The sequence below is a fragment of the Mesorhizobium sp. A623 genome (assembly GCF_054489405.1).
On the sequence record NZ_JBTMXB010000010.1, the window covers coordinates 71,134 to 86,922 of the forward strand.

Annotated in this window: 13 protein-coding genes; 3 read left to right on the forward strand and 10 right to left on the reverse strand. The window is 63.3% G+C overall.

Going from position 1 to position 15,789, the window contains the following annotated elements:
- Positions 1-30 precede the first annotated feature (30 nt).
- The 3 genes from ACX3P1_RS12580 to ACX3P1_RS12590 all read left to right on the forward strand — a co-directional run bounded on the left by ACX3P1_RS12580 (position 31) and on the right by ACX3P1_RS12590 (position 3,689).
- Positions 31-1,293, forward strand: a complete 1,263-nt coding sequence (locus ACX3P1_RS12580; protein WP_459079910.1) for an O-antigen ligase family protein — start codon at positions 31-33, stop codon at positions 1,291-1,293.
- On the forward strand, positions 1,290-2,291 hold the full coding sequence (locus ACX3P1_RS12585; protein ID WP_459079911.1) for an acyltransferase family protein: 1,002 nt from the start codon (positions 1,290-1,292) through the stop codon (positions 2,289-2,291). The genes ACX3P1_RS12580 and ACX3P1_RS12585 overlap by 4 nt, the downstream gene beginning before the upstream one ends.
- Positions 2,292-2,426: 135 nt before the next feature.
- On the forward strand, positions 2,427-3,689 hold the full coding sequence (locus ACX3P1_RS12590) for a hypothetical protein (protein ID WP_459079912.1): 1,263 nt from the start codon (positions 2,427-2,429) through the stop codon (positions 3,687-3,689).
- On the opposite strand, the gene ACX3P1_RS12595 is transcribed toward ACX3P1_RS12590, so the two are convergent.
- The 10 genes from ACX3P1_RS12595 to ACX3P1_RS12640 all read right to left on the reverse strand — a co-directional run bounded on the left by ACX3P1_RS12595 (position 3,682) and on the right by ACX3P1_RS12640 (position 15,778).
- The gene (locus ACX3P1_RS12595; protein WP_459079913.1) at positions 3,682-4,227 is read right to left on the reverse strand and encodes a hypothetical protein; all 546 of its coding nucleotides are present in this window, start codon (positions 4,225-4,227) and stop codon (positions 3,682-3,684) included. The genes ACX3P1_RS12590 and ACX3P1_RS12595 overlap by 8 nt on opposite strands.
- Positions 4,224-4,817, reverse strand: a complete 594-nt coding sequence (locus tag ACX3P1_RS12600; RefSeq protein ID WP_459079914.1) for a hypothetical protein — start codon at positions 4,815-4,817, stop codon at positions 4,224-4,226. Before ACX3P1_RS12600 ends, ACX3P1_RS12595 begins: the two co-directional genes overlap by 4 nt.
- Complete coding sequence (locus ACX3P1_RS12605; RefSeq protein WP_459079915.1) at positions 4,814-5,410, reverse strand: hypothetical protein; 597 nt, start codon at positions 5,408-5,410, stop codon at positions 4,814-4,816. Before ACX3P1_RS12605 ends, ACX3P1_RS12600 begins: the two co-directional genes overlap by 4 nt.
- A gap of 127 nt (positions 5,411-5,537) precedes the next feature.
- Complete coding sequence (locus ACX3P1_RS12610; RefSeq protein WP_459079916.1) at positions 5,538-7,046, reverse strand: tripartite tricarboxylate transporter permease; 1,509 nt, start codon at positions 7,044-7,046, stop codon at positions 5,538-5,540.
- A gap of 10 nt (positions 7,047-7,056) precedes the next feature.
- Positions 7,057-7,518 (reverse strand): tripartite tricarboxylate transporter TctB family protein, encoded by a 462-nt coding sequence (locus ACX3P1_RS12615; protein ID WP_459079917.1) that lies wholly within the window; start codon positions 7,516-7,518, stop codon positions 7,057-7,059.
- A 101-nt stretch (positions 7,519-7,619) separates the two neighbouring features.
- Complete coding sequence (locus ACX3P1_RS12620) at positions 7,620-8,597, reverse strand: tripartite tricarboxylate transporter substrate-binding protein (protein ID WP_459079918.1); 978 nt, start codon at positions 8,595-8,597, stop codon at positions 7,620-7,622.
- Between the two features lie 205 nt (positions 8,598-8,802).
- Positions 8,803-10,146: a sigma-54-dependent transcriptional regulator gene (locus ACX3P1_RS12625; protein WP_459079919.1), complete on the reverse strand. Its 1,344-nt coding sequence runs from the start codon at positions 10,144-10,146 to the stop codon at positions 8,803-8,805.
- A complete protein-coding gene (locus ACX3P1_RS12630) occupies positions 10,143-11,990 on the reverse strand; it encodes a sensor histidine kinase (RefSeq protein WP_459079920.1) in 1,848 nt (615 codons plus the stop codon). The genes ACX3P1_RS12625 and ACX3P1_RS12630 overlap by 4 nt, the downstream gene beginning before the upstream one ends.
- Positions 11,991-12,162: 172 nt before the next feature.
- Positions 12,163-12,621: a TetR/AcrR family transcriptional regulator gene (locus ACX3P1_RS12635; RefSeq protein ID WP_459079921.1), complete on the reverse strand. Its 459-nt coding sequence runs from the start codon at positions 12,619-12,621 to the stop codon at positions 12,163-12,165.
- A gap of 7 nt (positions 12,622-12,628) precedes the next feature.
- Complete coding sequence (locus tag ACX3P1_RS12640) at positions 12,629-15,778, reverse strand: multidrug efflux RND transporter permease subunit (protein WP_459079922.1); 3,150 nt, start codon at positions 15,776-15,778, stop codon at positions 12,629-12,631.
- Positions 15,779-15,789 lie beyond the last annotated feature (11 nt).

The window sequence follows — 15,789 nt, forward strand, 5'->3', positions numbered from 1 at the left end:
CCGAAGCGGGTATCGCTGCGGGTATCACCGATGAAGATTGCCAAGGCCCGACTCGTGAATCCCGACCACAATCTCTGCTACGGGCTGATTGCGGTATCGATCTCGATTTTCGTGTTCGCCTACTCGCTCCGCTTCGGTCAGGTCTCGATCCTCGTCTATTACGGCCTGTGGCTGCCGCTGGTTCTGGTCGACTATCGCAAGACGCTCGGCAATTGGGCCGACCTCGCCTGGATCGCACCCTTTGCCGCGCTGGCCTGCCTGTCGGTGTTCTGGTCGGCGGCACCCGGCGTCACCGCGCGCGCTTCCGTGCAGTTCGCCTCCCACGTCGCCTGCGCCCTGATCGCCGCCCGCACCGTCAGCGTCAGGACGCTGACGCTCGGCGCGCTCACGGGCACCCTGTTCGTCCTGCTGTTTTCGCTGGCCTTCGGACAATACTATCTCGATCCGCTCGACGGCAGTTTCAGCTTCGTCGGCGCTTTTCCGTCCAAGAACCAGCTTGGCCTGTTTTCCTCGCTGGGCGTCTATTTCGCCTTCGCCGCGCTCGTCCTGCTCGCAGAACGCGGCCCCTGGCGGCTGCTGGCGCTTGCCGTCGGCGGCCTGTCCGTCTGGATGCTGATCAAGTCGCAATCGGCGACATCTGTCATCGCGCTCGTCCTGGTGCTGGCCATCCAGATCTGGCTGAGGCTGGCGCTGCTGTTTTCGCCCCGCGTGCGGAAGGTGAGCATGGTCGTCGGCGTCGCGCTTGCCATCGGCGTCGTTTTCATCGGCCTGAACCTCGGCGGCCTCGATCTCCTGCTGGCCGCATTCGGCAAGGACTCCACACTCACCGGGCGCACTTACCTGTGGTCGCAGGGCTGGGCCGCGGCCACGCAGGCACCGGTCTTCGGCGTCGGCTACCAGGCCTACTGGGTGCAGGGCTTTTCCGAGGCCGAGCGCCTGTGGGAAGAATTCTACATCGGCTCGCGCAGCGGCTTCCATTTCCACAACACCTTCATCGAAGTGGCCGTGGAACTGGGCCTCGTAGGGGTCGTCCTGCTCCTTGCGGTGCTGCTGCACACATTCGTGGGGCACCTGCGCAGGGTCGTCGGCGACGCCCGCAACGAGGCGTCCTTCGTCCTGTTCGGTCTCGTCGCGATGCTTCTGGTGCGCGCCTTCGTCGAGGTCGACGTCATCAACCCCTATGTAGTCGGCTCGTTCCTGCTGTTTTATGCGGCCGGCCGGCTGGCGGCGCCGCGTGCCGTGCATCGGCACGCCAGCGCCGGCAGGTCACCGCAACCCGGCCACGCCGCATGAAGAAACTCCACGGGATCCAGTATCTGCGCGCCGCCGCAGCACTGGGCGTCGTCGTCTTCCACGCGGCCGAACGATTCGGCACGCACTTTGCCATCGGCGCGGCCGGCGTGGATGTATTCTTCGTCATCAGCGGCTTCATCATGTGGGTCGTCGCCAGCGAGCGGGCGCCCTCGCCCGCCGCCTTCCTGCGCGACCGCATCGAACGCATTGCGCCGCTCTACTGGATCGCCACCGGCGTAATGGTGGTGGGCGCGCTGGTAAGCCTGTTTCCCAATTTGCGCCTCACGGCATGGTACGTGATGTCCTCGCTCTTCTTCATCGCCAGCCGCTCGCCCAGCACCGGCGACATCTGGCCGGTTCTGGTGCAGGGCTGGACGCTGAACTACGAGGTGTTCTTCTACGTGCTTTTCGCCGCGACCCTGTTCATGCCGGGAAGGCGGCGCTTCGCGGCAATGGCGGCGCTGCTCCTCGCGCTCGTCGCGGCTGGCTGGATGTTGCGGCCTGAAACGCCGGTTCTCAAGACCTGGACCGACCCGCTGCTCTTGGAGTTCCTCATCGGCATGGCCATCGGCAAAGCCTGGCTGAAAGGCGCGATCCCGGCACCGCGAACGGGCATCGCGCTGATGGCCGTCTCCATTGCGGGCTTCGCCTTTGTCGGCGTCACCTATGCCGGGTTCACCCCGTTCGTCCTCGGGCCGCTGGCCGCGGCTCTCGTGCTTGGCGTCCTTGCATTTGAAAAACACGCGACGATCCCCCGCCTGTCGCTGGCCTCCTATCTCGGCGACAGTTCCTATTCGATCTATCTGTGGCACACGATGGCGATTTCGGTGGTGGCCAAGGCAGGTACCTCCTTTTCCGTGCCAGGCCCGATTGTCTGCGGTGTCGCCATCGTGTCGGGTATCGCCATCGGCGCGGTCGCTCATGAAGCGCTGGAAAAGCCGATCGCCGCGTTCCTGAAGCGCAGGCGGCGGCAACGCTCCATGCGTTCCGCAGCCTGATGCGCATGGCCTTGTTTTGGTGTGTCCGGGAGAAGTCGAGAGGACCGGCGCTCGCTCACGCAGGTTACGACGAGGATATGAAATCTGAAGTTGCGGCGTGTTGAGACCCGGTCCGCGCCCGGCTATCCTCACGACATGACGATGCTGGAGGACATGGTCCGCCCACTTGTGTTGACGGGCAGGCTTCTCGTTCGTTTCTGGCCGCAGCTTCTGCTGATCGGTGCGGTCGGGTTCATGGCGCATGATTTTCTGCTGGATGCCGCTGTCGGCGTTGGCATGCAATACCCGCTTGGCGGCATGGTTGTGCTGTCGCTGGTGGTACTGGCGAAGCTCCTCGTCGTGGTGACGATGTTTGCCGCGCTTCGGCCGGGCCTGCCTGCCTTGGCGGCGTTACGGCAGGGCGCAACCGAGGCCTCCGCGCAAGCACCGCCGCCTGGCAATGCCGACACCATGCTCGGGGTCACGGCGGCGGTGATCCTGCCGTTTTTCGCCTACTATGCCGCGTGGGGTTTTCTCGGTGACACCGTACGCGAATACTCGCGGCTGGCGCTGGAGCGGGTGCCGTTCGGCGAAAGCCTCCAGATCTTTGACCTGCTGCAATCGCGCGGTCTCATCGCCGCGATTATTGCCTGCTGGGCGATCCGCTGGTTTGCCAAACGTATGAACAAGTACGCGCGCGCGCCCTGGTGGCGGCTGTTGATCGTGGCGGCAGACGCAAGCTGGATCTTCATCGGCCTCTATGCGCTCGGCGTGTGGAAAGACGATTTCATTGCCTGGCTTGGCGCAGGCTCACTGCTTGACAAGCTTGACGCGAGCGCATTGTCGCTATCGATGGCGGTCCATGCCTCCGAGGGTTTCGTGCCGGTCGAGTTCCAGCCGCAGGGTAGCTTTGAGCAGGCCAAAAACCTTTTCTTCTACGCGCTGTTGCCGATGGTCTGGCTGGTGATGGCGGCGATCATCAACGGCTATGATCTGTCCGCCGCCGCTCGGCCGAAGGCCGCGTCCGCCGGCGCATCGACATGGCAAAAATGGCTGCATGATTTCGCGGCGCATTTTTTTGGCGGCTACCGAACACGCTACCGGCCTGTCTGGTCCTGCCTCAAGCTGACCCTTGGCACCGGGATTGCGACGTTGCTCACCTGCATCGTCGCCTATCGCGCGCTCAACTGGGCGACTGCCTGGCTTTGGTACGGCGCGACGCGCATGCTAGGGCCCTACGACCTCGACACCTGGCAGTTGATCGGCAGTGTCTCGAACATCTTCATCGGCAACCCCAGCGACCTCGATGGCGGCATCCTGTTCGACGCCGTGCGCATCGCCCTTCTGGCGGCGGTACTCGAATATGCCGTGGCAACCCGGACCCTGCGAGGCAGGCAGCAACGGGCCGCCGCTACCTGAACAGCAGATATTCCGGCAAGGATTTGGTAAGGGCCACGGAAAGGGCGAGGCGCTGCGCGCCCTCCGGAACGACGAAACTCTCGGCCATCATCAGCGTATCGCCATTGCCGGTGCTCTCGAAGGCACCGCAGCGCGGCTTTTCCGCGGCTTCGGGTTTCATCTTGCGCGCCACCGGCTCGGTCAGGAACAGAGGTCGCCAGCGGCGGCCCTGCATGTCGGTAAGGACGACCGTGCAGGAAGCGCCCCCGCGCAGGCGCTCCGGGTCGCCGACAACCGCCTCGAACTCGGCGACGACGACGGCCGTTCCGGGCAGGTTGCCGGGCAATCGGGTCATGTCGGTCAGCCGCCAGTCTGCCCCGCCATACGGTTGGGAGGCTCCTTTCTCGACGGCGATAGGGTCGCGCATGTCCCGGCGCAGCCATTCCTGAAACCGGCTTCCTGAATGCATCAGGATGGCGGCCGGCAGCATGACCGCCAGAGCCGCGAGACTCAGCCAGTAGCGGCGACGTTCGCCCAAAACCACCGGTGTCGCCGTCATTTCGCCTCCAGCGTCCAGGGCAGGACCGGGTTGCCGCGACTGAGCGTGATGGAAGGTTGGATATCGTGCGGCCGCATATCGGTCAGCTCGATTGAGGCTTGCTCGTCAAGCGGCGTCATGGCGGATCTGGAGACCAGCAGCCGCGCGCCCGCGAGTTGGGTTTCCGGCACTTCGAATGCCATCAGGATCGGTCTTGGAATACCCGGTTCGAGTTGTTCCGTTCCCAACGAGCCGGGAATTGTGGGGAGGCGTTGGCTCACCTGGTAGAGCAGGCCGCCGGGGCCGAGCCATTCGGCAGAGGTCAGCGCCAGGCTTTCATGCTTCGCTTCCGCAGCCCCCTCGACGACCACCCAGACGCCTGACGTGGTGTAGGTACGGGTGCGGCCGAAATCCGTCACGGTCAGCTTTCGCGCCAGATGGGTATTGGTGATTCCGACGGCGAAAGCCGCCGTATCTACCCTTTCGCCCTGCCTGCCTGCGACCGGAACAGGCGAGGTGATCTCGCTGTAGAGGGGCGTGGTGCGCTGTATGGCGTAAAGCAGCGCCGCAGCAATGATGACCGCCGCGTAGCCTGTGACGCGCCCGCTCATTGCGTCACCTCGGCAGGAGGTTGGGCAACAGGAAGTTCGACGGCGGCGATCGGATCGCGATCGAACCAGCCGGAAGCGCCATAGAGATTGTCGCGGCGCTTGTAGACCTGGCCGCCGACCAGCAGCCGAAGTTCGCGTGGCGGCAGGGCGGAGGCTGGCCATTCCCACACGGCGACCAGTCGTTCGGGCATGTCGGGGTGGATGCCGCCGGCGATCCAATTGTCCCGCGCCAGATAGACCGTCGGCTCCTGCAAGCCTCGCACCGGCGGATCGATGGCGAGCAATTTGGAGAAGACGTTGCTGGTTGCGGCCGAGCGGTTGTCGAGATCGAACGCGACCGTCACGAACGTCTTCGGCTCGAGCGGCTTCGTACCTGTTGGCGGCATTTCATCTATCTTCGCCTCCCGGATCGTAACAGCCCATCGACCGGTGTCGATGGGCTTTCCGGCAGCGATGACGGGAACGGCCTCCGGATGGGCCGTTTCATAGACGGCCATCCCGAACGACACGGCAGTCGCCACCGCCCCGCCAATGCCGGTGACGATGATGGCGATCAGGCGCTGCCGCAGCGTCGATCGTTGCTGGACCTCCATGATTCCTCCGCGTATTCGACGCCGCCATGATAGCGCGGGTTCAACTCGAACGTGCAGAAGCCGTGGTCACATTGTGTCACGTCGCGAAACACTGCCGCCGATCAGTCGGCCTGCTGCGGCAGAACCTTCAATCGTCTTCGACGAAGACTTCCTCGCGCTTTTTCTTGATGCTGGGGAGAAATACGATGACCAGAACGGCAGCTGAAATGCCGAGCAGGATCGCGCTGATCGGCCGGTTGAGGAACGTCATCGGGTCGCCGCGCGACAGGATCATGGCGCGGCGCAGATTTTCCTCCAGCAGCGGCCCGAGCACGAAACCGAGCAGCAAGGGTGCCGGTTCGCACCGCAATTTCAGCAGCGCATAACCGAGCAGGCCGAAGAAGGCGACGGCATAGAGGTCGTAGACATTGGAGTTCACGCTGTAGACGCCGATGGAGCAGAACGCCATGATGATCGGGAACAGCACGTAATAGGGGATGGTGAGCAGCTTCACCCACAGGCCGATCAGTGGCAGGTTGAGCACGATCAGCATCAAATTGCCGATCCACATCGAGGCGATGATGCCCCAAAATAGTGCCGGTTGTTCGACCGCCACGTTCGGGCCGGGCACGATGCCCTGGATGATCATCGCGCCTATCATCAGCGCCATGACCGGATTGGCGGGAATGCCCAGCGTCAGCATCGGGATGAAGGAGGTCTGCGCGCCGGCATTGTTGGCCGATTCCGGCCCCGCTACGCCCTCGATCGCACCCTGGCCGAATTCCTCAGGGTTTTTCGAAGCCCGCTTTTCCACGGTATAGGAGGCAAAGGAAGCTAGAATGGCGCCGCCGCCGGGCAGGATGCCGAGTGCCGAGCCAATCAACGTACCGCGCACGATGGGTGCGGCCATGCGTCTGAAATCGTCTCGGGTCGGCATCAGCCCGCTGACCTTGGCCATCAGCACGTCACGGCCTTTCTCGTTCTCCAGATTGCGCAGGATTTCGGCGATGCCGAACACGCCTACCGCAACGGCGACGAAGTTCAGGCCGTCGGCATATTCGCGAATGCCGAGGGTGAAACGCGGCGTTCCGGTATAGATGTCGGTGCCGACAAGGCCGAGCAGCAACCCGAGCACCACCATGCCCAGCGCCTTGATGATGGAGCCATGCGCAAGTGCGATCGACGAAACCAGGCCGACGACCATCAGCGAGAAATACTCGGCCGCGCCGAATTTGAGCGCGATAGCCGTCAGCGGCGGGGCAAACAGCGCGACAAGGAAGGTCGAGACGGAACCGGCAAAGAATGAGCCTATGGCGGCGGTCGCAAGCGCCACGCCGGCGCGCCCCTTGCGCGCCATCTGGTAGCCGTCGATCGCGGTGACCGCCGAAGAGGATTCGCCCGGCATGTTGATGAGGATCGCTGTGGTGGAACCGCCATATTGTGCGCCGTAATAGATGCCCGACAGCATGATCAGCGCTGAAACCGGGTCGCCGATCTGGAAGGTGATCGGCAACAGCATGGCGATGGTGGCCGTCGCGCCGATGCCGGGAAGCACGCCGATCAGCGTGCCCAGCAGGACGCCGATCAGGCAAAACAGCAGGTTCCACAGGGTCGATGCGGTGGCGAAGCCAAGCGCGAGATTGCTGATCAGATCCATTTATCTAGCCTCAGAACCGGACCCAGGGGCCGAACCGCCGGAAGGGCAGGCCGAGCGCGTAACTGAAGACGGCCACGGCAAAAACCGTCAGCCCGGCGGCCAGCAAAATGGCGGTCAGGGGCTTCATCTTCTGGCTGGCGAAACCGGCGATAAGCCCGGTGAGGAAGATCGAGGGCACGAAACCCAGGCCGCGCACCGTCAGGCCGAAAAAGATCGGTGCCGGCAAAATGAAGAAAATACCGCGCCAGGCAAGATGCCCGATCGGCTCGCTTTCGACACGAATGGCGTCAACGAGAATGACCCCGCCAAGCACGATCAGGATGACGGCGAGCACCAGCGGAAAGTAACCCGGTCCCATGCGGAATGCGGTGCCGAGTTCGACGGTGAGCGACTGCTGGGCAAAGAACAGCCCAAGGACGATGAAAAAGGCGGCGCACAGGCCGTTGACCCTATCGATCGAGAAGGACTTCATGGCAATTCCTTCAGGTAGGCGCGGTTGCGGCGCTTAAAGGACTGGAGCGGTGACGGCACATGCACAAGGCAGGGCTCCGCCACCGCTCTCCTTATGTCGACCTAGTCGGCGTACTGGCCGGCCGCATCGATGATGGGCTTCCAGCGGACGATTTCGCTTTCCACCTTGGCCTTGAGGGCTGCCGGCGTGGCGTCTTCCTGCGGGGAAGGCGCGGTGCCGAGTTCGGCAAAGCGTGCCGCGACGTTTTCATCCTTCAACGCCAGTTGAAGCGACTTGGACAGGCGGTCGACGATTTCGGCCGGGGTGCCCTTCGGTGCGTAGACGCCATGCCAGATCCCGACCTCCATGCCCTCAATGCCGGCCTCAGTGGTCGTCGGCAGGTCGGGCAGCACGTCGAGCCGGTTCGGCGAGGTGACGGCATAGGCCTTGATCGTGCCCGCCTTGATCTGCTTGGTGGTGTTGGTGGTCTGGTCGCACAGGATGTCGACCTGGCCGCCGAGCAGGTCGGTCATCGCCGGTCCCGTGCCCTTGTAGGGAACGGTGACCAGCGGCGTCTGGATGGCGCTCATGAACAGCATGCCGCACAGATGCGAGGCAGCGCCGATACCGGCATTGGCGACGGTGACGGTGTCCTTGTTGGCCTTGGCATATTCGACCAGGCCCTTCGCGTCGGTCGGCTCAAAATCCTTGCGCGCGACGATGGTCATCGGCACTTCGGTGACGAGGCCGACATATTCGAAGGCGTTCAGCGTGTCATAGGCGAGCTTGCGGTAGAGCGTGGCGCTGGTGGCCATGCCGATATGGTGCAACAGCAGCGTGTAGCCATCCGGCTCGGCGCTGGCGACGCGCCCGGCACCGAGCGTGCCGCCGGCACCACCGACGTTTTCGACCAGCACCTGCTGGCCAAGGTCCTTCGACATGGCTTCGGCCACCAGACGCGTCACCGTGTCGGTCGGCCCGCCAGCCGAGAACGGCACGACGATGGTAATCGAGCGCTCCGGATAGGTCTGCGCACCAGCGGCAAACGGGGTAAGGGAAAGGGCAGCGGCAGCGCCGAGCGCCGCGAAAAGCTTCTTCATCAAAATCCTCCCAGGATATGGACCGGCCATCTGATGCGAAGGGTCCTCCCGCATCCGTGATGGGCGAGACAATAAACGAAGCCTGATTGCCCCACCGCAACCGTCAATGACGAATGCAGAAAGGATTTATGCATTTTGGGTGGCCAGATGGGTGGAAAAGGGTACATCGGCGACTTGGCGCGGGTATGATCCCACACACGGGCGGCTAGAGGTCGCCCGGATCGCGCTTGTCCAGGCCGAAGCGCTGCATCTTCTCATAAAGCGTCTTGCGCGAGATGCCGAGGGATTCATAGACGGCCTTGAGGCTGCCGCCCTGCGCCAAAAGAGCGGCGGAAATCACGCTCTTCTCGAAATCCGCAACCCGGTCGGCAAGCCGCGGCGAACTGTCGGCGGGCGACGCCTCTTCATCAAGCCCCAAGCCGAGGCCGAGCACATAACGATCGGCCGCGTTGCGCAATTCACGCACGTTTCCGGGCCAGGTTCGATTGGCGATATGGGCAATCACCTGCGGCGGCACGTCGACTTCTTCCCGGCGATGGCGTGCGGCGGCCTCACGCACAAGCTGGAGGAAAAGCAGCGGCACATCCTCGCGCCTGGCGCCTAGCGAAGGCAGTCGCAGGGTCACGACGTTGAGCCGGTAAAACAGGTCGGCCCGGAAGCGGCCGGCCGCGACTTCGGCCTCGAGGTCGGCCTTGCTGGTAGCCACGAAGCGCACGTCAAGCGCGATAAGTTCGTTGGATCCCAGCCGGGTTATATTGCGATCCTGAATGACGCGAAGCAGCTTGGCTTGAAGATCGATCGGCATCGAGCCGATCTCGTCGAGCAGGATGGTGCCGCCGCGTGCATGCTCGAACTTGCCGAAGCGGGCGCGGATGGCACCGGCAAAAGCGCCCGCCTCATGGCCGAACAATTCGCTTTCGATCAGGTTTGCCGGCAACGCGGCGCAGTCGATGGCGACAAAGGGCTTGCTGGCGCGCGCGCTGATGTCATGAAGCGCACGCGCCGCGACCTCCTTGCCGGCGCCGGTGTCGCCGACAATGAGAACATCGGCGTCGGTGGGGGCCACCGCGCGCAGGCGGTAGCGCAGATCGATCATGGTCTGGGTGCGGCCGGGCAGGCGAACCTCGAGATCGTCGCGCTTGCCGGCCACCGCACGCAGCAGGCGATTTTCCAGCACCAGGCCCCGCCGGTCGAGTGCACGCGCCGCCACGGCTGCAAGGGTTTGCGTGGTGAAGGGCTTTTCTATGAAATCATAGGCTCCTTCGCGCATCGCCGTGACCGCGAGTTGCACGTCGCCATGGCCGGTCGTGAGAATGACGGGAATATCGGCGTCGATCTCGCGAATACGCCCCATCAGCGTCATGCCGTCCATGCCCGGCATGCGGATATCCGTTACCACGACGCCGTTGAAGCCGGGGGTGATGAGGTCGAGCGCACGCTCGGCGCTGGCCAGATCGCGCACCTTGAACCCGGACAAATCCAGCGCTTGCGCGGTGGAGCGGCGAAGCTCGTCTTCGTCCTCGACCAGCAAGACCAGCGCAGGGTTCATTCGGCAGCCTCGTGGGTGACGGCCTCGGCGGCCTTGAGTTCGATGCGGAAAAGCGCGCCGCCATCGGCATGGTTCTCGACGCCAAGGCTTCCGCCGAAATCCTTGACGATGTTGTACGAGATCGACAGGCCGAGCCCAAGCCCCTTGCCGACGCCCTTGGTGGAGAAGAACGGATCGAAGATACGCGCGGCGATCGCATCCGCTACGCCGGGACCGTGATCGCGGATGGTGATGGCGACCATGCCGCGTTTGCGCCGGGCGACAAGCTCGATCACGCGATCTGGCAGGCCTTCCACCGCGTCGGCCGCATTGGAAATGATATTGACCAGGACCTGCTGAAGCCGAACGCTGCCCGCCTGCACCTGCGGAGGCCGGGTACCGAGATCGATGCTCACCGTCGCATCGGCGGCCTTCAACCGCCAGGCGACGATCTCCAGCGTATCGGTCACAACCTCGGCCAGCGAGACCGGGCCCAGCCTTTCATTGGGCTTTCGTGCGAAATTCCGCAGATGGCGGCTGATCGCGGCCATGCGGTCGGTCAGCGCGGAGATGCGGGAAACATTGTCTCGCGCCTCGGCGATGCGTTGGCGGTCGATCAGGATCGCGGCGTTGTCGGCATAGGTCTTGACCGCCGCCAGCGGCTGGTTGAACTCATGTGAAAGGGCGGCCGACATCTGGCCGAGTGCTGCCAGCTTGCCTGCCTGGACAAGGTCGGCCTGCGTCTTGCGCAGTTGCTGCTCGGTGGTGCGCCGTTCGGCAACCTCGAGTTCAAGCCGGCTGTTAACCGAGGCCAGATCGGCGGTGCGTTCCTCGACCCGGTGTTCAAGTTCTTCACGCGCATTGCGATGGATCTCCATGCGCTCGGCCAGCCGGGCGCGCCGCTGGAAGATAATGGTTCCGCCAAGCGTGGCGAGGCCAAGCAGGAGGAGCCCGGCGATAACGCTGGTGAGCGCCTGGGTATGCGCCGAGCCGGTGTCGAGCAGGACGCTGACGGTCCAGCCGGCTTCCGCCATCGGCTCTTCCAGCACCAGATACTCCTGGTCGACGCCGGCACTGGCGATCTTCATCAAATGGTGCGGTCCATCGGAGGCGGTACGTCGGACCGGCAGATCGCGCAACGTCGCATTGGCATAGCGGCGCGACGCCTCGGTTCTGGCCAGACGCTCGCGGTTAAGGGGAAGGATGCTGGAATAGAGCCATTCGGGACGGTCGGTCATGAAGATGATGCCTTCCGGGTCCGAGACGATGATTTCGTACTCGTCGCCCTTCCAGGAGGCTTCGATGGGCTCGATGTCGACCTTGAAGACCACGACCCCGCGGATCTGGCTGCCGACACGGACCGGGGCGGAATAATAATAGCCGCGCTTGAGCGAGGTGGTGCCGAGCGCGAAGAAGCGCCCTTGCCTGCCTTGAACGGCATCTTGAAAATAGGGACGGTAGCTGAAATTCTCACCGACGAAACTCAGCGGCGCGTCGAAATTGCTGGCGGCGATGGTCTCGCCATCCGTCAGCAGCACATAGATGTCGGACGATTTCAAAAGCGCGTTGATCTCTTTGAGATAGAGATTGGCTTCGGCGCGCAACACGGCATTGCCCGGGTTGTCGACGAGCGCTTTTATGTCGTCATGGTCGGCGATGAGGGCTGGCAGCGGCTCGAAACGGCTCATATGGCCGCGCAGCGCGGCAACGGCCAGCCGCAGGGTGGTTTCCCCGCGCGCCGCCGTCTGGTCGAGATAAGCGCGCGTGGCGAACGCGCCGCCGAAAACGGCGATGATGGCGGCAACAGCGATCACCGCCAGGACGAACGCGGTTGCAACCGCTTTCGAAAATGATCTCGTCACCATGTACCCAGTGTTCCCGGTCGGGTCGCGCGCGCAGATCTGCTCCTATATCGCACATGCCACGGACGCAACCAACGGCATCGTCGGTTGACGGAACGCGCCCATGATGTCCGAGACGATCAGGCCGCCGCACATTTCCCCGCCGCTCCCGAAATGTTTCGGACGACCGGCAGTTCTACGTGAGCCGGCGCCGCTGGCTTAGCTTTGCGACCAAATCGCCGACAAGCCGCAAATGGCCTGGCGTCGTTTCCGAACGATCTGTCAAATCAGGGGTTCCCGAAGCAAGCTGCGTACGGACGACCTCAAGCAGCAAGGGATTTTCAGCCGCGGCGATGAGCACCGCCACGGCGAAGGGATCACAGCCGGAAACGAATGCGTTCGCTTCGCCGGGCAGGACCGGCTGGGCGTGACGGGCCGTCGGGTCCGCGTAAAACGCCAGCATCGACCTGATCAGATTGTCCTTGGTCGCGAAGTGATGGAGCAAGCCGCCCTTGCTGAGACCCGCTTCGCGGGCAACCAGGCTCAGGGCGACCTTGCCAAACCCTTTTCGCAGCGCGACCGACATCGCCGCATGGAAGATGCGTTCCTTCGGGTTCACGTCATCCGCAGCTCCCGCTTCTACCTTCGCAAGCACGTGCGCCTCACTCCGCCGGCGATTGAGCGGATTCGACCGCCTGACCGCCCGCCTTTGCTTCAGCCTTGCCACGCCCGAACAGTTTCATGACGAAGACGAAGAAGACCGGCACGAAGAAGACGGCAAGCACTGTCGCCGAAATCATCCCGCCCAGCACCCCGATGCCAATGGCGTTCTGGCTGGCTGCACTTGCCCCGGTAGCGATAGCCAACGGCGTGACGCCGAGGCTGAAGGCCAGCGACGTCATGATGATCGGCCGAAAGCGAAGCTTTGATGCCTCGACCGTCGCATCGAGCAGGGACATGCCTTCCTTGCGCAAATCCTTGGCGAACTCGATGATCAGGATCGCGTTCTTGGCCGACAGGCCGATGATTGCGATCAACCCGACCTTGAAATAGACGTCGTTCGACATGCCCATGACCGTCACCGCCAAGACCGATCCGATGACGCCGAGCGGTACGACCAGGATGACCGACAGCGGGATCGTCCAGCTTTCGTAGAGGGCTGCCAGAAGCAGGAAGACGAACACGATACTGAGCGCGATCAGCGCCGGCGCCTGCGAGCCGGACTGGATTTCCTGCAGCGACTGTCCGGTCCACTCATAGCCGAAGCCGGCCGGCAGTTCGCCGGCAAGGCGTTCCATCTCTTCAATGGCAGCACCGGACGAATGACCGGGCGCTGCCTGACCGCCGATGCGCACCGACGGATAGCCATTATAGCCGACAATCTGCGCGGGGCCTTTCTGCCACTCCACACTGGTAAAGGATGACAATGGCACCATGCCGCCACTGGAGTTGCGCACGTTGAGGTTCAAGAGGTCGTCGGTCTTCATGCGACGCTCGGCATCGGATTGCACGGTCACGCGCTGCATTTTGCCGGCGTTCGGAAAATCGTTGACATAGGCCGAGCCGAGATTGGCCGAGATGGTCGAGTTGATGTCGGCAAAGGAAACGCCAAACGTATTCGCCTTCTCGCGGTCGATGAGCAGATTGACCTGTGCCGCGTCGGGCATGCCTTCAACCCGCAGGCCGGTGACGATCTCGCTTTGTGCGGCGGCCGCCATCAACTGGTCGCGCGCGGCAGCAAGCGCCACTTGCCCCTGCCCTGCCCGATCCTGCAAGCGGAAGGTGAAGCCATTCGACGTGCCTAGCCCCTGGATGGGCGGGGGCGAGAGCGCGAACGAAATCGCGTCCTTGATCTGGAACAGCGCGCCGTTGGCACGGCCGGAGATGGCCGCGGCCGAGTTCTGTTCGTCGCGCTCGCTCCAGTCTTTCAGCGTCACGAAGGCCAGGCCCGCGTTCTGGCCGGCACCCGAAAAGCTGAAGCCGCTGACCACGACCATGCGGTCGACCGCTTCCTCTGCCGTGAAAATCGTTTCGACCTGCTCCACGATCTCCGCTGTGCGGCTGCTGCTGGATTCCGGTGGACCCTGGATATCGACCAGCACGAAGCCCTGGTCTTCGTTGGGCAGGAACGAACTCGGAAGCTGCAGAAAGGACCAGCCGAGACCGACCAGAAGCGCCAGATAGATGACCATGAAGCGGCCGGTCCGATTGACGATCCAGCCGACAGACGAGGTGTAGCGTGCGGTCGTCCGGTTGACCCCGCGGTTGAACCAGCCGAAGAAACCCTTCTTCTCGGCATGATGGCCCTTGGCGATGGGCTTCAGGAAGCTGGCGCAAAGTGCGGGCGTCAGCGAAAGCGCAAGGAAGCCCGAGAAGAGGATCGACACGACCATGGTCAGGCTGAACTGCTTGTAGATGACGCCGACGGCACCGGGGAAGAAGGCCATGGGCACGAAAACCGCCGTCAGCACCAGCGTGATGCCGACGATCGCCCCCGTGATCTGCTTCATCGCCTTGTGCGTCGCCTCCTTTGGCGACAGCCCTTCCTCGGCCATGATGCGTTCGACATTCTCGACCACGACAATGGCGTCATCGACTAGAATGCCGATGGCCAACACCATCGCGAACATCGTCAACACGTTGATCGAGAAGCCGGTAGCGAGCATCACCGCGCAGGTTCCCAGCAGCGCCACCGGCACCACCAGCGTCGGGATGATCGTGTAGCGGAAGTTCTGCAGGAACAGGAACATGACCGCGAAGACCAGCACCATCGCTTCCAGAAGCGTATGGATGACCTTTTCGATCGACACCTTGACGAAGGGCGACGTGTCGTAGGGGATGGCATATTCGAGACCTGCCGGGAAAAACTTCGCAAGTTCCTCCATCTGGGCGCGAACCGCATTGGAGGTGGCCAGCGCATTGCCGGTCGGCGAAAGCTGCACCGCAATGGCGGCGCTGGGCTTGCCGTTCAGCCTGGTGGAAAAACTGTAATTCTCAGCGCCGACCTCGATGCGGGCCACATCCGATAGCCGGACAGACGAGCCATCGGGGTTGGCGCGCAGCACGATCGAGCCGAACTCTTCCGCCGAAGTAAGCTGGCCGCGCACCAGCACGGTCGCCGAAATCTGCTGGGTGATCGGATTGGGCTGTGCCCCGATACGACCGGCGGCAACCTGGGCGTTCTGCGACCGGATGGCATTGGTGATGTCGTCCGACGTCAGGTTCAGACCCACCATCTTGTCGGGATCGATCCAGATGCGCATGGCACGCTGCGTGGCGAAAAGCTGCGCGCGGCCGACGCCGTCGATGCGCCTTATCTCACTCAAGACGTTGCGGCTGAGATAGTCGCCGAGACCGACCACGTCGACGGAGCCGTCGGTAGAGGTAAGCGCGACCATCATGAGAAATCCGGTGCCGGCTTCCTGCACCTGAATGCCCGTTTGCTTGACAAGCTGCGGCAGGCGCGGCTCGACGCGCCGGATGGCGTTCTGGACGTCGATGGATGCCTGGGCGGTATCGGTGCCCGGAGCAAACGTCGCCGTGATGCTGATCATGCCGGACGAATCCGAGGTCGATTCGAAATAGAGCAGCCCGCCGACGCCGTTCAGCTCTTCTTCGATCGGCTTGGTGACGCTCTGGTAGATGTCCTCGGGTGCGGCACCCGCATAGTTCGCATTAACCGATATCTGTGGCGGCGCGACGTTGGGATACTGCGCGACCGGCAGGAACGGGATGGCGATGACGCCGGCCAGCATGATGAAGATCGCCACGACCCATGCGAAAATGGGCCGTTCAATGAAAAACTGGGGCATGTTGAGCGTCC